Genomic DNA, 20,529 nt, shown 5'->3' with positions numbered 1-20,529 from the left:
CGTGGGAGATCGGCAGTGTCGGTGGGCTGCTCTACCGTCGGATTCATGAAGATTCTGCACACCTCCGATTGGCACATAGGTCGCACGTTTCACGGCGTCGATCTGTTGGCCGATCAGGCGAGTGTGCTCGGTTCCATCGCGGATTCCGTCCGCGAACACGGTGTTGACGTCGTGGTCGTGCCCGGTGACATCTACGACCGCTCAATTCCCAGTTCCGACGCGGTCACGGTGTGCAATCGAGGCTTCGAGGCAATCCGGGCGGCCGGAGCGGTCATCGTCGCCACGTCCGGCAACCACGATTCCGCGGTGCGGCTCGGTGCCGGGGCGTCCTTTGCAGCTGCCGGCGGATTGCACTTGATCACCCGAGTCGGCCAGATCGGTACTCCGGTGATGCTCAGTGATCAGTTCGGACCTGTCGCGTTTTACGGGATTCCGTATCTCGAGCCGGAGATCACGCGCGTCGAGTTGGACGTGCCCCGGGCTCGTACTCATTCCGACATCCTCGGTGCGGCAATGTCGCGTGTTCGGCGAGACCTCGCCGAACGAACAGCTACCGATCCGTCGACTCGGTCGGTACTGCTCGCGCATGCCTTTGTCGTGGGCGGTGAGGCGTCTGAATCGGAACGCTCCATTTCGGTCGGCGGAGTGGAGACTGTCGCAGTGGGCGAGTTTGCCGGTGTCGACTACGTTGCGCTGGGGCATCTGCATTCGCCCCAGATGCTCTCGGAGAGCGTTCGCTACTCAGGTTCACCGTTGCCGTATTCGTTCGGTGAGCGCAGCCACCGCAAGGCTGCGCTTTTGATCGAACTCGACGCAGCCGGACTGTCGTCGGTGCAGCGCCTCGATCTTCCGGTGATTCGAGGGCTGAGCCAGGTGACGGGAACTCTCGAGGAACTTCTCACCGAGTCGAAGTACGCCGATTCCGAGCAGTGCTACGTCTCCGCTTTGCTCACTGATCCGGTTCGTCCCGTCGATGCCATGAGGCAGCTCCATGCACGTTTCCCCTTTGCCGTTCATCTCGAATGGCAAAGGCCGGAAGGACAATCGGATCTCAAGTATCGCGACGCGGTACGGGGTCGAACCGACATGGAGATCGCCCGTGGCTTTGTCTCGGCCGTGCGTAGTGACCCGTCCGAGCGGGAGGTCAAGTTGATGGCCGAAGCGCTCAGCGCTGCCGCGCGCGCCGAGGAGTCCACGGTAGAACTGAGTGAAACCGCGTGAGGCTTCACAAACTCGAAGTCAGCTCTTTCGGGCCCTTTGCCGACACTGTCGAGGTCGACTTCGACCGATTGGGTGCAGACGGGTTGTTCCTTCTGCACGGCGACACCGGTGCAGGCAAGACCACGATCCTCGACGCGGTTTCCTTTGCCCTGTACGGGCGGGTTCCGGGTGCGCGCAACGAGGGCAAACGGCTACTGTCCGATCATGCGCCTGCCGGTTCGGTGCCGCGCGTGGAACTCGAAGCGACCATCAGTGGTCGCAGAATCAAACTTGTTCGTAGTCCAGAGTATTCGCGCCCGAAGAAGCGTGGCACCGGTTCGATCACGGAGAACGCAAAGGCCACACTGACGTGGTTGGACGGCCGCGGCGAAAACCTTTCGCGCATCCCTGACATCGGTGACGAGATCAACCGCCTCATGGGCATGAGCGCTGATCAGTTCTTCCAGGTGGTGCTCTTGCCGCAGGGTGAGTTCGCCAAATTCTTGCGTGCCGAGAGCGACGAGCGAGGCAAACTGCTCGAGCGTCTGTTCGACACCAAGCGGTTTGTCTCCGTCGAGGCATGGTTCGACGCCAAGCGAAAGGCAAGTGCGACCGCGCTCGCGGCCAGGGAGCAATCCGTGCGGCTGCTGCTCGCGAAGGTCGAGACAGCTGCGGGACTCGAGGTAGGCGCCGAGGCACACCCACTGGAATGGTCGCGCAAACTCCTCGCCGAGGCTCAGGACACCCGCGATGCAAGTCTCGCGGAGCTGGTGACCGCGAAAGATGCAGCAGCCGAGGCTAATCGGGTTCTGTCGGCGGCGCAGCGAACCGCAGATCTGGTAGCTCGCCGTAATCGTGCGACCGCTGAGCTCGCAGCATTCAATACGGGCGCCTCCCAAAGAGCTGTGATCGGCGCCGAACTCGAGACCGCCAAGCGTGCACTACCGGTGGCCGCTGTCGCCGGCGATGTGGACGCTGCCGGCTTGCATCTCGCTGCCGCACTCGAATCGATGACCACAGCGATGTCGACCTACTCCGCACTCGACGGTCCGGAGATTTTCGTGCCGGAGGTGTGGCCACCCACCGACGATGAGCGTCAACGCGTCGTAGCTCGGATCCGGACCTGGCGTGACGAGATCGTTCGCCTGGACGCAATGGCGGAGGACGCTCGACGAGCCGATGCGGCAGAAGCCGAGATCGAGAAACTCGGAGTTCGGCGAGACACTCTGTCCGAGCGCATCGATGCCATCGCGGTTGAACGCACACAACTGCCAGAACTGGTGCGCTCGGCCGGCCAACGACTGGAGGATGCGCAACGCGCTCACGCGGCTCTGCCTGGCCTCGAGGCTGCACTCGTAAAAGCGTCGGATGCCGCGACAGCGGCCCATGAAATCGTTTCTCTGCGTGCACAAGCCGAGAAGATTCGTGTGCAGGTGTTGGATGCGCGCGACGCCCATCAGAGTGCTCGCGGGCGCTGGCTCGACCTCGTGCAAAAGCGTATCGAGGGCATGGCGGCGGAGTTGGCGAGTTCACTCGCGCCTGGTGACCCATGCCAGGTGTGTGGTTCGCGTGAACACCCTGCGCTGGCTCAGTCGGATGTCGTCACGGTCACCGAGCCCGATCTGGAAGCCGCGTCAGCGGCCGAGCGTGCGGCCGAGAAAGCCCTCAGCAAGGTGGCCGATCGCCAGGTAACCGTCGAACGTGACATCGACCGGGTGATCGCGCGCGGCGGAGACGGCGATTCCGAAGAACTCGACAGGCTCCGCGCCGAGGCACGGAACGCCGTCGACGAGGCGACACACTCTGCCGGTCAGGTTGGAGTGCTGGCACAAAAACTTGCGCAACTCAATGGGCGTGACACCGAACTACAACAGGAATCCGCTTCTCTGACAGCCGAATTGGCGGCACTTGCCGAGCGTAGGACGACTCTGTCAGCGACGGTCGAGCAGATTCGAGCGGCGATCGTTGCTGCGGTGGGAGAAGATTCGACCATCGCTGCTCGGCGCTCGCGGTTCGAAGGCCTTGCATCCGCTGCCACGGCGGCGTCCGAAATGCGCGACGACGCCGTTCGTGCGCAGGCCCGATCGGCGGAACTGTCGGCCAAACTGTCCGCTGCTGCGGCCGCTGCCGGATTCGATTCGGTCGAGGCTGCGATCGGAGGGGTGAGATCGCCTGCCCGAATCGCGGCGATCGAAACGGAACTCGCCAAGGCGCGTGACCTCGAGGTTGCCGCCCGGACTGTCCTCGACGACCCCGAGGTTGTTGCGGTGGGTGAAGTCGAGACCGTCGACGTGGACGGCCCTCGCGGCCTCGCGCTTCAGTGCGCCGAGGTAGTGAACGCGACTGTTGCGGCCGCTTCCCTGGCCGAGAACCGTGTGTCGGATCTCGAACGGTTCAGCGGACAACTCGAGAAGGCCTACGAGGCGGTTGCACCTGAGCGTGAACTGCACGACGAACTCGCTGCCCTCGCAGACGTGATCGCCGGCAAAGGTCAGAACAGTCGCAAGATGTCGCTGAGAGCGTATGTGCTCGCTTCGCGGTTGGAAGAGATCGCCGTGTCGGCATCGGTTCGTCTGCAGCGGATGTCCGGGGGACGGTACGAGTTCGTGCACAGTGACGAGGCAGGATCTCGGGGTCGCCGCGGCGGTCTGGGACTCGACATCCGGGACGACTTCACGGGCGTCGTTCGCTCGGCGAAGACGCTCTCGGGCGGTGAATCGTTCTTGGCGTCATTGTCTTTGGCGCTCGGACTCGCCGATGTGGTTGCGGCGGAGTCCGGCGGAATCGTTCTCGACACGATGTTCATTGACGAAGGATTCGGCACCCTCGACGCCGACACCCTCGACTCGGTGATGGCTGTGTTGGACGAGCTTCGCGACGGAGGACGAGTGGTGGGCATCGTCAGTCACGTGGACGAGATGAGGCAGCGAATCCCGAGTCGCCTGCACGTCATTCGCGGACGTGCAGGCTCCTCGGTGAAGGTGATCGCGGGCTGATCAGGCCTTTTTGTTCTCTACCTCTGACTCGGCGTCGTCGTCTTGATCTTCGAGGATGTCCGAGGCATCGCCGGCGGGCATCGGCTCGTTGTCGCTTGCGCGTTCGTCGATCTGCTCTCCGATGTAGCGGATGACAACTGCTGCAACAGCGGCGACGGGCACTGCGAGGAAGGCGCCGACGATGCCGTACAGCGAGCTACCGGCGGCCACGGCAAGCAGCACGATGACGGCGTGGAGTTTCATCGACTTGCTCTGCAGCACAGGCTGAAGGACATTTCCTTCGATCTGCTGAACGGCCAGGATGATGATCAGGACGATGATGGCGGTGGTGAGGCCGTTTGCCACCAACGCAACCAACACGGCCAGGGCGCCGGCGACAAACGCACCGACGATCGGGATGAATCCACCGATGAACGTCAGAATTGCCAGCACCGGTGCCAGCGGGACCCCGAGGATGAGCAATCCGGCGCCGATGAAGACCGCGTCGATCAGGCTCACCAGTGCTTGAGTCCTGATGAATCCGCCGAGCGTGTCCCACATGCGGGTGAGGACCTCTTCGAGATGCCGACCGGCGCGGCCGCCGCCGACAGCGTGCAGCCAGGGGATGAACCTCGGTCCGTCCTTGATGAAGAAGAAGGCGAGAATCAGGACCAAACCGAGCGTGACCAACAACGAGCTCGCCGTGCTCACACCGCTGAAAACGCCTGAAGCGATGGCGGTTCCACTTTCCTGCACCTTCGTGATGACGGCATGGACTGCGTTGTCGATCTGGTCGTCCTTCAGATTCAGTGGCGGACCCTGGAGCCAGTCCTGAACCTGATTGATGCCCTCGGTGGTCTTGTTCGCGAGCTCGGGGGCCTGGCTGACCACTGACGGAACGATGCCTGCGATCACACCGGCCAAGATTCCGATCGAGAGGACCAGGGTGATGCCGGCTGCCGCGGCCGGTGGCATACCGCGCTTGATCATTCCGCGGGTCGGCGGCCACATGACTGTCGCAACGACGATTGCCAGAGCCACCGGCAGGATGATGACCCAGAGCTTTTCGATCAGCCAACCGAAAATCCAGGCGCCCAGCGAAATCGACGCCAACACCAACGACCACTTTGCGAGCCACATACCCCCTTGCCCGATGATCTCGCCGCGGTCGCGCTTTCGCACCCCTGCGGACGTCCCCTTGTCTTGCTCGCTCACTGATCGTCCTTTCCGTCGGCGCAGGGATCTCCTCGCCGATGTGCGAATCCGGTGATCTAGCTGAGCTGATCGTAACGACTGCATGCGATAACTCGTGTGTTGCGATGCAATTCTGTGTTTTGAAGCATGCCGACCGGACTAACATTTCCGTCATGAGAATCGCAGCAGCAGTCGGGGCAGCAGCAATCGTCGTTCTCGGGCTCACCGCGTGTAGCACCGAGGATCAGGACAACGCGCAGAACAAGATCAGCGAGGCAGTCACGAGCGGGCAACAGGCGCTCGAGACGGCGAAGCAGTCAGCGGGCAACGCCATCGACCAGGGCAAGACGGCGTTGTTCGTCGCCACCTTCCGTGGGGCTTACGCACCGTTGGCGGAGAACCGCGACGACGCAGACATCGAGGAGATCTTGACGACCACGTGCACGGAGGTCGCCAACGGCACGGACGAGGCGGAGGTCAAGTCCAAGATCACCGACCTGGCCGAGAACAACGGCAACAAGCCCACCGACGAGCAGGCCGGCCACATTTACGAACTCGCGAAGGCCACCTGCCCCTGACCGGATTCAGCAGCAGCGGGCGCCCGGGTTGGCGTCGGCTGCTGCATGCCGGCGGCGCCAGAACTCTCGTTCGCTGATCACCGGTGAGTCGGCGTGGTGGCGTCGGGTGTGCTCGACGTAGCGCTGATAGTCGAGATCACCCATCACCGAGCGAACCCACCACAGCGTTCCGCGGAACGCTGTGGTGAGTTTTGCAGTCATGGTCATGGTCAGTGCCCACCTCCGTGCGCGGCGCCGGGTGCTCGGACCTTCCCGGCTTTGATGAGCTCGTCCCATTCCTTTTGGATTTCCTTCTCCGCGGGCGTCGGAATGAAGCTTGCGGGACCGAAGATCTTCGACGGTTCCTCCGGGGACTCGGTGGTCGGCAGCCCACCCGCTCGGATTGCCTTGGCACATACGATGATCCCGGCGATGACGACGACAATCACCAGTGACGCGAAGATGATCGACAACGTGCCCTGAATGAAGGTGTTGCGAATGACGGCATCGATGGCCTCCGGAGTCTTCGCAGAACCGTGCGCCGTCTCACCTGCGGCCTTCGCATCCTTGAACACGTTGTGCTGAGCCCAGTAACCGATCGCGGGGTTGTCGGAGAAGATCTTCTGGTACGACGCGGTCATAGTCACGACCAGGTCCCACACCAATGGCACGCCGGGGATCCAGGCCCATTTGAACAGGCCCTTCTTCATGACGATCGTCATGACCACCGTCAGTGCGATCGCGGCCAGAAGTTGGTTGGCGATGCCGAAGAGCGGGAAGAGCGTGTTGATTCCGCCGAGCGGATCGGTGACACCCATGAGCAGAATTGCGCCCCACGCAGCGACCACGATCAGCGAGCACAGCCACGCGCCGATGCGCCACGAGGGGTCCTTGAACTTCTTTGCCGGACCGCCGAAGTTGCCGAGCGAGTCCGAGAGCATGAATCGAGCGACGCGAGTGCCGGCATCGATCGTGGTGAGGATGAAGAGAGCCTCGAACATGATCGCGAAGTGGTACCAGAACGATTTCAGCGAGTCGCCGCCGAAGACGTCGCTGAGCACTTCGGACATGCCGAACGCGAGCGTCGGGGCGCCGCCGGTTCTCGAGATGATCGATTCTTCCCCGACGGCCTCGGCTGCCTGAGTCAGCACGTCCGGTGTGATGGGGGCGGTACCGAGGGGCAGATTGTTGACGTATTCGGCTGCGGTTTCCGGTGTTCCACCGGTCAGCGCCGCGGGAGCATTGAGTGCGAAGTACAGGTGCTGATCGAGGATGCAGGCGGTGACCAGAGCCATGATCGCGACAAACGATTCGGTCAGCATGCCGCCGTAACCGATCATCTTGGTCTGGCTTTCCTTCTCGAGCAGCTTCGGCGTCGTGCCGGACGCGATCAGCGCGTGGAAGCCCGAGAGTGCGCCACAGGCAATGGTGATGAATAGGAACGGGAACAGTGAACCGGCAAAGGCGGGGCCTTCGCCGTTGGAGGCGAACGGCGTCACTGCAGGCATGTTCAGCGCGGGTCGTGCGACCAGAATTCCGATGGCCAGCAGCGCGATGGTGCCGACCTTCATGAACGTCGACAAGTAGTCGCGCGGTGCCAGGAGCAGCCAGACCGGCAGCACCGAAGCGGCGAATCCGTACGCGATCATCAGCCACGCAATGGTGACCTTCGAGAGTGTGAACCAGTCTGCGCCCCAACCGGTATCGGCTACCCAACCACCGGAGACGATGGCCAGTAGGAGTAGGACGACGCCGATCAGGGAGACTTCGGAAACCTTGCCCGGCCGCAGATACCTCAGGTACACGCCCATGAACAGGGCGATGGGGATGGTCATCGCGATCGAGAACACACCCCACGGGGACTCGGCGAGCGCATTGACGACCACAAGTCCGAGAACGGCGATGAGGATGATCATGATGACGAACACGCCGATCAATGCGGCGACGCCGCCGACGAGGCCGAGTTCTTCGCGGGCCATCTGACCGAGGCTGCGCCCGCGGCGCTTCGACGAGATCCACAGGACCATGAAGTCCTGCACCGCCCCGGCGAACACCACGCCGACGATGATCCAGATCGTTCCCGGTAGGTATCCCATCTGCGCGGCCAGGACGGGTCCGACCAGGGGACCGGCACCGGCGATTGCCGCGAAGTGGTGACCGAACAGCACCCGACGGTCGGTCGGCATGTAGTCGGCGCCGTTCTCCATGATCTCGGCGGGAGTTGCGACGTCGTCGCGAGGCTTGACGATCTTGCGTTCGATCAACCGCGCATAGAAGCGGTAGGCGATCAGATAGGTACAGATTGCGGCCAACACGAACCACACGGCGCTGATGTGTTCACCGCGGACGATCGCAATCATGTACCAGGAGCCCGCGCCGACCAGTCCGAGAACGAGGAAGACGACGCGCGCAGTGGTGGAAATGGGTGTTTTGTCGATGACGCCGACAGGTGGCAGGTCAGGATCGGTTTTCAGGTACTCGACATTTGGTTCCGGCGCAGTCGTCAAGCTCATCGTCGAACTCCGTCCACTAGTGCAGTGTGGCCGCCGTCACAGCGGGCCATCTGTCACTGTAGGACCAGACGGGTGAATCCGCGCGATCTGTGGCGCGGGAGTCGACCGGCGTCAGAATCGGTGAGCGTCGGCGTCGATCCAATCGGTGAGCCAGCTCTGCGGCGGGGAGTCGAGCAGTTCGCCCGGCATCAGCCAGTCGAACAGGTCGGCATAGGTACGCGTGGTGAGACCGTCGACGCGGCGGTTGAGCATTCCCGGTTGCAGTTGGTCGAACGAATCGATGCCCATCGACGCAATCATCTGTTGTGCGCTGGCGACTGTTGCTTTCTGGAAGCGGTAGACGCGCTCGCTCTTGTCGGGGATGTCGAGTGCGCGGGTGCGTGCCGGATCCTGAGTGGCAACGCCGACCGGGCAGCGGTTTGTGTGGCACATCTGGGCCTGAATGCAGCCCACTGCGAACATCATTGCGCGGGCAGCCATCGTGAAGTCTGCGCCTTGGATGATGCGTTTGACGATGTCGGAACCGCTCGCCACCTTTCCGGAAGCGCCGACTTTCACGAGAGCGCGTAGACCGGTTCCCACCAAGGCGTTGTGCACGAGCATCAGGCCTTCGGTCAACGGCATGCCCATGTGGTCCTCGAATTCCACCGGACCAGCGCCGGTGCCGCCTTCGGAACCGTCGACGATGATGAAGTCCGGCGTGATGCCGCGTTCGATCATCGCCTTGCAGATTCCGAGGAATTCGCGACGCGAGCCGACGCACAGTTTCATCCCGACTGGCTTGCCTCCCGACAGTTTTCGCAGGGTCGCGATGAAATCGACCAGTTCGACCGGAGTGCTGAACGCGGTGTGCGCGGGTGGCGAAATCACGGTCTGGCCGACGGGTACCCCGCGGGTTTCAGCGATTTCGGGGGAGACCTTGACTCCGGGAAGCACGCCACCCAACCCGGGTTTCGCACCTTGCGAGAGCTTGATCGAAATGGCCTTCACATGATCGAGTCCGGCACGCTCGGCAAAACGGTCAGGATCGAATCGGCCGTCCTCGGTTCGGCATCCGAAGTATCCCGAGGCGATTTCCCAGATCAGATCGCCGCCGTGTTTGCGGTGATACGGACTGATCGCGCCTTCGCCGGTGTCGTGGGCGAAGCCGCCTTTGGCGGCGCCGGCGTTGAGGGCCTCGATTGCGTTGGCGGACAACGACCCGAAGCTCATCGCGGAGACGTTCAATAGAGCGATGTCGTACGGCTTCGTGCAATCGCGTCCGCCGAGGCGAACTCGCGGAACGGTGTCGGGGGCGGTCCGTGCGCGAATCGAATGCGTCATGAACTCGTAGCCGATCGCATTGACGTCGCGCTCGGTCCCGAAGGGCTCTTCCGCCAGTGTTCCCTTTGCCCGCTCGTAAACCAGATCTCGCGTTTCGCGATCGAATGGCATTCCATCGGTGGATGATTCGACGAAGTACTGCTGGATCTCCGGTCGAATCTTCTCGAGGAGGAATCGCGCGTGCCCCAGGACCGGATAGTTACGGAGGATGCTGTGGGACTTCTGAGTGAGGTCATAGGTGCCCATCGCCGCCAGCGCGAGAGTGACGACAGCGATCACCCACCATCCGGGCGAGGCGACAATTGCGAGCGCGGCGGTGCCGAGACCCACTATCCATATAAAGAGCACGATCAGCATCCGAGTCACCTCGAGAGCGTAGGCGCCCACTGTGACACGGCAGCGGTAAGTCTCCACTAGGTTCTGCGATAGAGAACCGAATCCGACTCTTTGGGGGAATGATGACCGAACCGCAATATCCGACCGACCCGCAGGATCCGAAGGAGCAGCAGTATCCGGCGGGCCAGCAGTATTCAGCCGGTCAGCAATATTCAGCAGGCCAGGAGTATCCGACGGGCCAGCAGTACCCGACCGACCCGCAGTACTCAGCCGGACAGCAGTATCCGACCGGTCAGCAGTACAGCGCGACCCAGCAGTACAGCGCCGCACCCACGTACGCGGCGCCCCAGTACGGTCCGCCGAAGTCCAACGCGGGATGGGCCGTCGCGTCGATCCTGTTCTTCTGGCCTATCGCGTTCGCCGCGTTCAACCATCTCCACGACATCTACCCGAAGTGGGCGATGGGCGATCACCAGGGCGCACAGTACGCGTCCGAGCGCGTGAAGAAGCTCGGGCAGATCTCGCTCCTCATAGCCGTCATCTGCTGGGTGCTGTTCATCGCGTTCTACGTCATCTTCCTGGTTGCGATCGTGTCGTCCGTCGATTCGTATACCTACAACTGATCACCTGCCGCGACGTGACGGTGGGGCGAGTACCCGTCACGTCGCTGCGAGGCCGTAGAATCCACAGACCGTGAGCCTTACCCTCGGAATCGTCGGACTGCCCAACGTCGGCAAGTCCACCCTTTTCAATGCACTGACCAATAACGACGTGTTGGCAGCGAACTACCCGTTCGCGACCATCGAACCCAACGTCGGCCTGGTCGAGCTGCCCGATCCGCGGCTGCAGAAGCTCGCCGAGATCTTCGGCTCCGAGCGCATCCTCCCCGCGACCGTGTCGTTCGTCGACATCGCGGGAATCGTGAAGGGCGCGTCCGAGGGCGCAGGCCTTGGTAACAAGTTCCTGGCCAACATCCGTGAAGCCGACGCCATCTGCCAGGTAGTTCGCGTCTTCGCCGACGACGACGTCATCCACGTCGACGGCAAGGTCGACCCGGCCTCCGATATCGAAGTCATCGAGACCGAGCTCGTGATCGCCGACATGCAGACCTTGGAGAAGGCGCTCCCGCGTCTGGACAAGGAAGCTCGCAAGAACAAGGAGCTCAAGCCAGCCCACGACGAGGCACTGAAGGCTCAGGCTTTCCTCAACGAGGGGACGACGCTCTTCAGTGTCAAGGACAAGCTCGACTTCTCGCTGCTGCGTGAACTGAGCCTGCTCACCACCAAGCCCTTCCTGTACGTCTTCAACGCCGACGAGTCTGTGCTCACCGACGCAGCGAAGGTTGCGGAATTGCGCGCATCCGTCGCACCGGCCGACGCTGTGTTCCTCGACGCGAAGGTCGAGCAGGAACTCCTCGAGCTCGACGAGGAGGACCGCCAGGAAATGCTCGACTCGATCGGTCAGACCGAGCCGGGCCTGCACGCTCTCGCGCGCACCGGCTTCCACACCCTCGGACTGCAGACCTACCTGACGGCTGGTCCGAAGGAAGCTCGCGCCTGGACGATCCATAAGGGTGACACCGCGCCCCAGGCTGCCGGCGTCATTCACACCGACTTCGAGCGTGGCTTCATCAAGGCTGAAATCGTGTCCTTCGACGACCTCGTCGAGGCCGGTTCCATGGCCGCAGCCAAGGCTGCAGGCAAGGTCCGCATGGAGGGCAAGGAATACGTCATGGCCGACGGCGATGTGGTGGAGTTCCGCTTCAACGTGTAGGAACGTCGCGTCTGAGAGTAGGACGAACTAGTCAGAGCCGACGAGGGTGGAAAACGATGGCAGAGAGCACGACTGAGAACCTACTTCGCGAGTTCTACGGGGCCTCGACGTTCGTCGAGAAGCGTGACATCCCGAAGAAGTTCGGCTTCCAGTCCAAGCGCGCAGGGTCCGTCGTCGACGGCTACCCCGACTTCTTCAAGGACATGGGTGAGTGGCTCATTGTCGTTGAAGCCAAATCGGGTGACCCAGGGCCGAAGACCAGCCATGCCGCCGCCGTCGCCGATGTCCGGACGTACATGGAAACCAACGCCGTGCCCCACGTCGACATCGTCGGCATCGCCGTCTCTGGACAGACGCAGGAGTCGCTCCAGGTCACCCACTTCCTCCGCAAGGGCGGCTCTGACGAGGTCGAGGAGCTCGATGACCCCAGGTCCTTGGTCAGCCTCGACACGCTGACGAAGCACTACGTGGCGGCTGCCCATGGCGACCCGCTCTCCGATGTCGAGCTTCGTCGGTTCCTCGTGCGGCTGAACGAGCGCTTCCACAAGGACTCGCGCGTGCGCGACACCGAGCGCTCGCTGTTCTTCTCGGCGCTGATGATCGCGCTCGATGACCAGCCGTTTCGGAGCATGTACCAGTCGCTCTCGAAGCCGGAGGACCAGCGCGTCGTCGAGGCACGCTACCTCAGTGACGCCGTCGTGGACGCGGTGAAGCGGCAGCTGGCGAAGAAGGTCAACTCCGAATCGAAGCAGATCGACTGGGAGGACCGTTTCGCCTTCATCAAAAACGTCGACATCCCGCTGACCGAGTACAAATCGATCATCAGCGACATCGACGAGCGGGTCCACCAGCCCTCGAAGCAGACGACGAAGCGCGACATCCTCGGACGTGCGTACAAGATCTTCCTCTCCCGTGCTGGGAAGATGGACAACAAGAACATCAACCTGACGCCGGATCACATCAAGACCTTCATGGTTGACCTCGCGCAGCTGGGCAAGGACGACACCGTCGTCGACACCTGCATGGGCTCCGGCGGCTTCCTCATGGACGCGATGGAACAGCTCGTCGACAAGGCTCGTGGTGACGAGCAGATGATCGAGCACATCCACGACAACCAGCTGATCGGCATGGAGCTCGACCCGATCCTCTTTGCGCTGGCCTGTTCGAACATGTTCCTGCACGGCGACGGCCGCTCGAACCTGATCTTCCGCGATTCGCTCGTGACTCGCGATAAGACCTTCACGGTGAAGGCCGGCGGTGACCAGCGGTTCCGCAAATACGTCAAGGGTCTGAAGCCGACCAAGTGCGTGATCAACCCGCCTTACGAGAACGACAATCCAGTCAACTTCACGATGTCGGCGATCGAGTACCTCGAGGAGGGCGGTCGGCTGGTCATCATCATGCCGAACAACACGCTCTCGAAGTCGATGAACGAGAAGGCTGCTCTGGCGATCCTCGGGAAGGCTCGCCTGGACTTCATGATCGATATGCCCCAGCAGCTGTTCTTCGAGCAGGGGCGTGGCGTGAAGACCTCGGTCTTCGGCTTCACCAAGACCAGCAACGGCCACGATCGCGAGGCTCTGGTCACCGCTGTCGACATGGCCGACGACGGACACAAGGTGATGCTCGGTCAGGGCCGGCGCGATACGGGCAGCTGGCCGACCATCAGCCGGAACGTCCAACGTGCGATCCGCGACAATCTCGAGGACCAGCACGCCCGTTCGTGGCGCACGCCGATCTTCACAGCGACCGGCACACTTGTCGCCCGCGGTGTCCGCCACAACCCCTGGCCGCTCACGGAGTCGCACGACCTGGAGTCGGCCGATCGCGGACTGGCAGGAGGCGCGAGCAGCGCGCGAGGAGGCGCAGGCGACGATGGACGCCGTTCTGACAGCGGCTGGTATCGGCGGCTTCGATGCCTGAGTGGCCCACCACGCCCCTCTCGTCGCTGTTGACCCAGCACGTTCCCAGCGCGGTAGCCCCGGCACCTGACGACATCGTGCAGTTCGCCGGCGTCCGTTGGTACGGCGATGGCCTCTTCGTCCGCGAGGAGCGGCGAGGGGCGGCGATCAAGGGGAAGATCTACGCGCTGAAGCCGGGCACGCTGATCTACAACCGGTTGTTCGCCTGGAAGCAATCGTTCGCCGTCGTTGGAGACGAGTTCGAGGGCGTCGTCGTGTCGAACGAGTTCCCTCAGTTCGACGTGGACCCGTCGCAGGCGACCCCCGAGTTCCTCGCGCTCTACTGCTCATCGCCGAGCTTCGCGGAGAAAGCGCTCAACCTGTCGACGGGCGCAGCCGCGGTCAGCCGCAACCGCCTGAAGGAGCCCGACTTCCTAACGCTGCCTGCCCCCGTGCCGCCGCTGGCAGTGCAGGCCGGCATCGTCGAGGTCGTCACGGTGATTGACGCGGTCATCAAGGCGCTGGAGGCCGAGATCGACGCTGCTGCCGCCGTGCGCGTCGCCCTCCTCGGCGAGCTGCTCCGGCGTCGGGACGAGACATGGGAAGAGCGCCCCGTAGGTGACCTCGGAACGATCATCCGAGGCAAGCGCTTCGTGAAGTCGGACTACGTACCCGAGGGCATCGGCTGCATCCATTACTCCCAGATCCACACCGATTTCGGCGCGCACACCGCCGAGGTCAGGACCCGTCTCCCGGAGGAGATGCGTTCCAAGCTACGATTCGCCGCGCCGGGGAACCTCGTCATCGCTGGGACGAGCGAGAACGTCGAGGGTGTGCTCAAGGCCGTGGCCTGGCTCGGGGACGATTCGGTCGCCGTCCACGACGACGCCTACATCTTCGACCACTCGCTCGAGCCGCGGTTCGCCGCGCACCTGTTCGTATCACCGGCGTTCCGAGAGCAGGTGGAGCGCGTGTACTCGGACACCAAGGTCGTGCGCGTGTCGCGCGACAACCTCGCGCGGTTGGTCGTCCCGGTTCCGCCGCGAGCCAAGCAGGCGGAGATCTCCGACGCGATGGATGCGATGGATCAGCAGATCACCACGACGGCGGCCGAGCTCGACAGTGCGCGACTGGCGAGGGCAGCACTTCGCGACGCGTTGCTTGACCGACGGATCGAGGTCATCCTCCCTGCGCCGTCTACAGACGAATCCGATGAGTAGATGACTGCGCCACCGCCCGCCTGGTCGTACGCGACCCTCAAGGAGATCGCTGCCGTCCTCGCTGACACTGCCGATGGCCTCACCGGTTCGGAGATCGGCGATCTGCTCGCACGTCTGCGGATGGAGGACCCTATGCCCGGTGTCACCAAGCGCGATCGCCTCACCGAGGCGTTCGTCGCCCGCCAGAACACGGACGGAAGTGCGAAACGCATCGTGACTTTCATCGTGCGCGCGATGGAGCCGGTCCGTTACAGAGACCGGCCCGAGCTCTTCACGCTGCGCCAGGACCGCCTCAACGAGCGCTTGGCATTCGTCGGGCTCCACGTCAACGACAAGGGCGAGGTCGCTCACGGTGCCCGGGCGCAGACCCTGAATGAGGCAACGAGGATCGCCACGTCGATCCGCGCGGAGCTCCAGCGCCGCTGAGGAGAGCGGGTCGGTGGTCGCAAGCCGACGCACACTCCCGAGCAGGTCAAGCGCGCGATGCACATGCTCGACAACGGCGGCATGGCCAGACAGGAGATCGCCGGCGCGGTCGGCATGAGCCGCGCGCGGATGTACGCGCTGGTCGCACGGGCGCGAGCTGAGCAGGCGGCAGCGACCTGACCAACGGTGTGGCCCGAACACGCAGCAGACCCCGGCCGCATAGGCGACCAGGGTCTGCTGGTTCTCGGTAGGCAGCCCGTGTCTACACCCGATGGCGCTCGATGAGCTCGGCGACATCGACCATCGAGATGTTGGTGCGCTTTGGATCCTCCGCGAGGTAGGTCTTGAGCTGAGCCCTGCGGGCGTCCAGGATCTCCTGGCCGGTCACGCCTGCGGCGAGCACCGTCTCGCCGTCGACATCGCGGATCTCGTACTTGCGGCTGGCGACGACGTTCTCCGCTGGCAGCTTGATCAGAGCAGCGTCGCCGGCGTAACGGCTGACCGAGCGGTACGGCCGGCGGTTTGCGGGATGGACTCGCGCGTCGGCGACCTGCTGCAGCTCGTCCTGGGACAGCAAATAGTCCGTATGGCTGAATCCGCGCTCCCGGCCGTCCATGATGCGACGGTGTTCGGCCAGCATCCGCAGGTATAAGTCGAGGACGCGCTGATGCGAGTTCCCGTCGTCGTTGCGCTCCAGCTGCGGCTTCAGCTCGGTCCACCGTTCGCCGTCGCGCATCAGGAACTCGACGTAGCTCGCCATGTGGCCCTCGAGGGCGTCGTTGTGATCGAAGCCTCGGAACTCGAGCTCGCGGACGAGCCGCTCATCGACGGGCGTCCCGTCCTTCTCGAGGCGGGCGATGCTGTAGGTGATGATCCGGAACATGTCGAGGAGATCCGCGACCCGTCCACAGTCACGCTTCGATAGCTCGGTGTGGAATCCAGCGGTCTCGTACCAGTACTCGCCGGTGTAACCCTCCTCGAGGATCTTCGCCCGCATCAGCTGATAGTCGAGGTCGCCGTCGACATCGTTGGCGTCCTCTGGCAGCACCCGACCGAGGATCCGATGCAGGAGCGAGAGGACCTGCCGGTCGACGATCTGCATCGTCGCTGGGGCGGGTTCGTCGCCGGGCTCGACCTCCCTCTCGAAGACGGGGACGACCGCCTCCATCAGGAGGTCCCGAACGAACTCGCTGAGAGTCACCCCCTCTGTATCTGCCATCTCCTTGAGCTGGTCACGGACTCGATCGTCGACGCGGATGTTCAGAACCGCCATGGCTCCCACCTTTCGTAGTGATGTATTACGCAAGCGTAACACTGTCATACACGATTCGCCGGGAAGGTTCGAACTCGTTGTCCGAGACAGCACAGAACCCCGGCCGCACCAGCGGTCGGGGTTCTGTGCGAAGGCAGCGCCAAAACACCTCGGCGCTGCCTCACTCGCCCGTTTTCCCCGCACGACCTCCCCGGCGCGGAGCGCCGGACCCCGGGAGACTTGGCCTGGCACGAGCGCAGCGAGCTGCCCAGCGTCCGTCGCCTCCGGCTCCGACGTCCTCGTATTCCAGCCGAACCATGTCCGTGGTCCGACCTACGCCGGAGTCATGCCACCGCTGATCCCGCTCTCCCACCCGTCCCGCGTCGTCGCCAGTGCCATCGTCCACCACCGCGAGCTGCGCCAGCTCACGCGCGATGAGCTGTCCTACGTGCTCTCCGACCTCGGTCACGAGCTCGACGTCGACGACCTCCGCGCGATCGAGCAGGGCGCGAGCATCATCACCGTCGAATGACCTCGTCGCTCTCGCCGTCGCCCTCGACACCACGCCCGCCGTGCTCCTGTCGCACGTCCCGGTCGCCCACCCGGGCGACGGCTGCCCGCTGGCCGCCGGCGTGCCCGCCGACGTCGAGCTGCCCGAGCTGCGGGCCTGGCTGGAGGGCCGGACCGCTCTGGACCGCGAGTCGCGGATCCGTTGGACGCAGGATCAGGTCGAGCGCCTGGCGATCCGCGCCACGCACCTCGAGGATCAGCACCGCGGTGCCCGCGCCGAGTTGGAGGACCTCGGGGAGCTCGCCCTTCAGGAGGCCGACGCGGAGCCCGTCATCGCCCTCCACGAGCGCATCCGCAACGGCGAGTGGGAGCTGCAGCAGGCCGACATCGCCCTCGCCCTGGCCGAGCAGCGACTGGAGCGCCTGCAGGCCATCGAGCACTGAACTGCCTCGCGCCGGCGCGTGCCGGTAGGGCGGCGTCTGAAGCCCTTCGAGCTCGGTCTGTCGGTGGCTGTTGGCATCATGTCCTCGAACCGGGAACGCCCGGCCAGACCGCAAGACCGGGAGATCCCATGGCGCAGCGCGCATTCATCAGCTTCGACTATGACAACGACGCTAGGTTGAAAGACCTGCTGATCGGGCAGTCGAAGAATCCCGACTCGCCCTTCACGATCCACGACTGGTCGCTCAAGGAGCCATCCAGCGATTGGAAGGCCAGGGCGCGCCGGCAGATCAGGGCAAGCGGCCTCGTCATCGTGCTGTGCGGCAAGAACATGGGGACCGCGACGGGCGTGGCAATCGAGGTGACCATCGCCCAGGAGGAGGGCGTTCCCTACTTCCTGCTCGCCGGCTACACCCAGGGCTCGACGAGGCCGACGACAGCCAAGTCGAGCGACAAGCTCTACGAGTGGACCTGGCCCAATCTCAAGGCGCTCGTGGGCGGTGCACGGTGACGTCTGAGCTGATTCCTGACCCCCGCGTGATGGAGGCGTACAAGCTCGCGGTCGAGATGGCGGACAGGATGTCGGCGCGTCGCGCCGTCGCCAACGCGTTCTTCCTGACCGTAAACACGACGCTGGTGGCCGTCGTGGGGCTCCACGCCTCCACGGAGCGCTCTGTGCTGCTGTCGATAGCCGTCTGTAGTGCGGGGGTCGTCGTAGCTGCCTGCTGGTGGTTTCTCCTGCAGAACTACCGGAGGCTCAACGAGGCGAAGTTCGTCATCATCAATCGGATCGAGGACGAGCACCTGCCCGTCAAGGTGTTCAAGGATGAATGGACGGAGCTCGGCGGGAATGCCTCACCCGCAGGCAGGACGGCGAAGGTGAAGGCTGGCCTCAAGCAGCTCGGAGGCGTCGAGCGTCTCGTGCCCATCGTCTTCGGCCTGTTGTACATCGTGCTGCTCATCGGCAGGCTGATGTCATGACGAGCTACTTGGGACGAGACGCGAAGCTGATCAAGCAGTGCCTCCCTGCAGGAGCCGACGCGCCGGAGGACTCCGACGACCTCTTCCTGATGTACGCGGTGCTCATGCGTGCGAAGGGAGTTGATACGCAAGCGAGGGACGTCCACGACGCGTGGTCGGCCTGGATGCTCCGCGTCGACCCCGCCCACGAGTCGATCCGCCCGTTCGACGAGCTCGACACTGAGACACGCAGGGAGGACGGCCCGTTCCTGGTCGCGATCAGGGCGGCGGCGCGGCGTCGCGGCTAGCGTTCCGTGCTCCGGCCGTGACGTTCCTAACCGTGGCGACGTGGTGGAATTCCGATTCAATATTTGTGGACCCTGGTCAGCGGCCTATTCATCGTCCGTCCGCAGCAGAATCCGCAGCGTCCGGAACAACTCATCTGTGGGTCTGCCGTCTGCGTCGGGAGGGGCTGCAGTGCACGCTCATACAGGGAAAGATCACGCCGTTTGATCGACAGCGTCGATGAACTGCCGAACACGCTCCGCGAGTGTCTGGAGCAGTCCGGTCGCCGTCCACCCTCCATCATGACTTCGCCGGGCTGCCAGGCCAGCAACGGTCCTCAGGTGCCTGAGAGCACGGTCAACCCGCGGGGCTTAGCAGTCAGACGCGGGCATCTCACTGAGCGTCCGACGCGTGACAAACCGCCGCGCTCTCCCCGTCAACGGGTCGGTGAATTCGAGTTCCCTCGCGAGCAATTGGAGTGGGAGGGAATGATCGTCCGGGGCGTCGGGAAGCAGGTCGGGGTATCGCCGGTCGCCCAGGATCCCAGCGCCGAGAGCTGCCAGATGCACCCGTAACTGGTGCATTCGTCCGGACTGCGGACGTAGAACCGTGTGCAGCACACCACGTCCGGAGGCGCTCACGCCCATCCCTCGCGCCTCGATCGTGGTCTCGGAGTTGGGTTCACGGCTGTCGTCGACGACGGCCCGCAACTCGCCGCGTCGAGCTTCGATGTGGTTGCGGTAAACGAGAGGGACGTCGAGCGCTGGCGCATCCTGGCCCCACCGGGACGGTCGCGCGGACACCGCCTCGTAGACCTTCGTGACCTGCCGCTTCTCGAACAGTGACTGGTACGCGCCGCGCGTCGCGGGGCGGGCCGAGAACATCACCACCCCTGCGGTGCCGCGGTCGAGTCTGTGGATCGGGGTCAGATCTGGGTTGTCGAGACGAACCCGCAGTCGGACGAGCGCCGACTCGCGGAGGTAGCGCCCGCTGGGGGTGGTCGGGAGAAAATGTGGCTTGTCGATGACGACGAGATCGTCGTCGATGTGCAGGATCTCCTCGTGGAACGGCACGGGGTCCTCCGCCGGCAACTCACGGTAGTACCAGACGAACCGGTGCGCGCTGAGTTCTGTGCTCCGGCAGATCGACTGGCCGTCGATACCCACGAACTCGCCGTCGTCGAACCGCCGATACAGGTTTTCGGCGTCCAGATGGTCGAACTTGGCTACGACGTACTCGGCGATCGTCGTCCACGGCCCAGAGAGCGGGATGCGTAGGCGCGTCGGGCCAACCCCGTTCTTGACGGGCAGCGGTGGGGACATGGACACACAGGTAATCATCCCATCGACTGCTGGTCAGCGGTGATTCGGTGCGGCCTTGCCGGAGACGTCCCCGCGGGGACGTGGGGACCAACTCGGAGCGGTGATCACCAGAGATCGTCGAGTCGGAAAATCAGTAGCGCGGACCCCGGAAGGCTCCGTATGGTTTCGACACACACGATCGCGGTCGAAAAGCACTGCGGTCCATACCTTCTGTAGCTCAATTGGTGAGAGCACCCGACTGTGACTCGGGCGACGGCGGATCGTAACCGCCCAGAGGGACTCAGTTCAGATACGGCTGACGTGAGGACTCTAGGCGCAGAGACCGGCAGCCCTTTGCCTGC

Annotated in this window: 19 protein-coding genes, 1 tRNA gene and 1 pseudogene; 15 read left to right on the top strand and 6 right to left on the bottom strand. The window is 63.7% G+C overall.

What is annotated here, in order from left to right; genetic code table 11:
- The first annotated feature begins 45 nt into the window (after nucleotides 1-45).
- Nucleotides 46-1,221 carry an exonuclease SbcCD subunit D gene (locus H7C86_RS00320; RefSeq protein WP_182260909.1) on the top strand — a complete coding sequence of 392 codons (1,176 nt, stop codon included), beginning with the start codon at nucleotides 46-48 and terminating at the stop codon, nucleotides 1,219-1,221.
- Entirely contained in the window at nucleotides 1,218-4,196 is a 2,979-nt protein-coding gene (locus H7C86_RS00315; protein ID WP_020908512.1) for an AAA family ATPase, read from the top strand. The genes H7C86_RS00320 and H7C86_RS00315 overlap by 4 nt, the downstream gene beginning before the upstream one ends.
- Here H7C86_RS00315 and H7C86_RS00310 read toward each other — a convergent pair whose 3' ends face one another.
- Nucleotides 4,197-5,390: an AI-2E family transporter gene (locus H7C86_RS00310; protein ID WP_003945249.1), complete on the bottom strand. Its 1,194-nt coding sequence runs from the start codon at nucleotides 5,388-5,390 to the stop codon at nucleotides 4,197-4,199.
- Nucleotides 5,391-5,542: 152 nt separating this feature from the next.
- Here H7C86_RS00310 and H7C86_RS00305 point away from each other — a divergent pair, with 152 nt between their 5' ends.
- Nucleotides 5,543-5,947, top strand: a complete 405-nt coding sequence (locus H7C86_RS00305) for a hypothetical protein (RefSeq protein WP_019744573.1) — start codon at nucleotides 5,543-5,545, stop codon at nucleotides 5,945-5,947.
- A 6-nt stretch (nucleotides 5,948-5,953) separates the two neighbouring features.
- Here H7C86_RS00305 and H7C86_RS00300 read toward each other — a convergent pair whose 3' ends face one another.
- The 3 genes from H7C86_RS00300 to H7C86_RS00290 form a co-directional block, all read right to left on the bottom strand.
- A complete protein-coding gene (locus tag H7C86_RS00300; RefSeq protein ID WP_019744572.1) occupies nucleotides 5,954-6,154 on the bottom strand; it encodes a YbdD/YjiX family protein in 201 nt (66 codons plus the stop codon).
- Between the two features lie 2 nt (nucleotides 6,155-6,156).
- Complete coding sequence (locus H7C86_RS00295; protein ID WP_019744571.1) at nucleotides 6,157-8,439, bottom strand: carbon starvation CstA family protein; 2,283 nt, start codon at nucleotides 8,437-8,439, stop codon at nucleotides 6,157-6,159.
- A gap of 111 nt (nucleotides 8,440-8,550) precedes the next feature.
- Nucleotides 8,551-10,128: an FMN-binding glutamate synthase family protein gene (locus H7C86_RS00290; RefSeq protein WP_182261052.1), complete on the bottom strand. Its 1,578-nt coding sequence runs from the start codon at nucleotides 10,126-10,128 to the stop codon at nucleotides 8,551-8,553.
- A gap of 89 nt (nucleotides 10,129-10,217) precedes the next feature.
- Here H7C86_RS00290 and H7C86_RS00285 point away from each other — a divergent pair, with 89 nt between their 5' ends.
- From H7C86_RS00285 to H7C86_RS00260, 6 genes and pseudogenes are all read left to right on the top strand, one after another.
- A complete protein-coding gene (locus tag H7C86_RS00285) occupies nucleotides 10,218-10,721 on the top strand; it encodes a CD225/dispanin family protein (protein ID WP_020908510.1) in 504 nt (167 codons plus the stop codon).
- A gap of 70 nt (nucleotides 10,722-10,791) precedes the next feature.
- Entirely contained in the window at nucleotides 10,792-11,871 is a 1,080-nt protein-coding gene (ychF, locus tag H7C86_RS00280) for a redox-regulated ATPase YchF (RefSeq protein WP_019744568.1), read from the top strand.
- 56 nt (nucleotides 11,872-11,927) lie between these two features.
- Nucleotides 11,928-13,826, top strand: a complete 1,899-nt coding sequence (locus tag H7C86_RS00275; protein ID WP_182260908.1) for a class I SAM-dependent DNA methyltransferase — start codon at nucleotides 11,928-11,930, stop codon at nucleotides 13,824-13,826.
- Nucleotides 13,787-14,992, top strand: a complete 1,206-nt coding sequence (locus H7C86_RS00270; protein ID WP_182260907.1) for a restriction endonuclease subunit S — start codon at nucleotides 13,787-13,789, stop codon at nucleotides 14,990-14,992. The genes H7C86_RS00275 and H7C86_RS00270 overlap by 40 nt, the downstream gene beginning before the upstream one ends.
- Entirely contained in the window at nucleotides 14,993-15,418 is a 426-nt protein-coding gene (locus tag H7C86_RS00265; protein WP_220463450.1) for a hypothetical protein, read from the top strand.
- A 27-nt stretch (nucleotides 15,419-15,445) separates the two neighbouring features.
- Nucleotides 15,446-15,598: pseudogene (locus H7C86_RS00260) on the top strand (hypothetical protein); the annotation flags it as partial.
- Nucleotides 15,599-15,680: 82 nt separating this feature from the next.
- On the opposite strand, the gene H7C86_RS00255 reads toward H7C86_RS00260, so the two are convergent.
- On the bottom strand, nucleotides 15,681-16,691 hold the full coding sequence (locus H7C86_RS00255; RefSeq protein WP_182260906.1) for a YfbU family protein: 1,011 nt from the start codon (nucleotides 16,689-16,691) through the stop codon (nucleotides 15,681-15,683).
- A 325-nt stretch (nucleotides 16,692-17,016) separates the two neighbouring features.
- Here H7C86_RS00255 and H7C86_RS36945 point away from each other — a divergent pair, with 325 nt between their 5' ends.
- The 5 genes from H7C86_RS36945 to H7C86_RS00235 all read left to right on the top strand — a co-directional run bounded on the left by H7C86_RS36945 (nucleotide 17,017) and on the right by H7C86_RS00235 (nucleotide 18,889).
- Nucleotides 17,017-17,202, top strand: a complete 186-nt coding sequence (locus H7C86_RS36945; RefSeq protein WP_220463449.1) for a hypothetical protein — start codon at nucleotides 17,017-17,019, stop codon at nucleotides 17,200-17,202.
- Between the two features lie 40 nt (nucleotides 17,203-17,242).
- Complete coding sequence (locus H7C86_RS36940) at nucleotides 17,243-17,623, top strand: hypothetical protein (RefSeq protein WP_220463448.1); 381 nt, start codon at nucleotides 17,243-17,245, stop codon at nucleotides 17,621-17,623.
- A 128-nt stretch (nucleotides 17,624-17,751) separates the two neighbouring features.
- Entirely contained in the window at nucleotides 17,752-18,132 is a 381-nt protein-coding gene (locus tag H7C86_RS00245) for a TIR domain-containing protein (protein WP_182260905.1), read from the top strand.
- Nucleotides 18,129-18,602, top strand: coding sequence for a hypothetical protein (locus H7C86_RS00240; protein ID WP_259348993.1), 474 nt, complete (start codon nucleotides 18,129-18,131; stop codon nucleotides 18,600-18,602). The genes H7C86_RS00245 and H7C86_RS00240 overlap by 4 nt, the downstream gene beginning before the upstream one ends.
- Nucleotides 18,599-18,889 (top strand): hypothetical protein, encoded by a 291-nt coding sequence (locus H7C86_RS00235; protein ID WP_182260904.1) that lies wholly within the window; start codon nucleotides 18,599-18,601, stop codon nucleotides 18,887-18,889. Before H7C86_RS00240 ends, H7C86_RS00235 begins: the two co-directional genes overlap by 4 nt.
- A 348-nt stretch (nucleotides 18,890-19,237) precedes the next feature.
- On the opposite strand, the gene H7C86_RS00230 is transcribed toward H7C86_RS00235, so the two are convergent.
- The gene (locus H7C86_RS00230; RefSeq protein ID WP_182260903.1) at nucleotides 19,238-20,206 is read right to left on the bottom strand and encodes a pseudouridine synthase; all 969 of its coding nucleotides are present in this window, start codon (nucleotides 20,204-20,206) and stop codon (nucleotides 19,238-19,240) included.
- Between the two features lie 188 nt (nucleotides 20,207-20,394).
- On the opposite strand from H7C86_RS00230, the gene H7C86_RS00225 reads away from it, so the two are divergent.
- A tRNA-His gene (locus H7C86_RS00225) sits at nucleotides 20,395-20,467 on the top strand.
- Nucleotides 20,468-20,529 lie beyond the last annotated feature (62 nt).

Source organism: Rhodococcus sp. UFZ-B548 (assembly GCF_903819475.1).
GTDB lineage: Bacteria > Actinomycetota > Actinomycetes > Mycobacteriales > Mycobacteriaceae > Rhodococcus_F > Rhodococcus_F erythropolis.
Note: the sequence above shows the minus strand (reverse complement) of the source record. Positions and strands in the feature narration are given on the sequence as shown.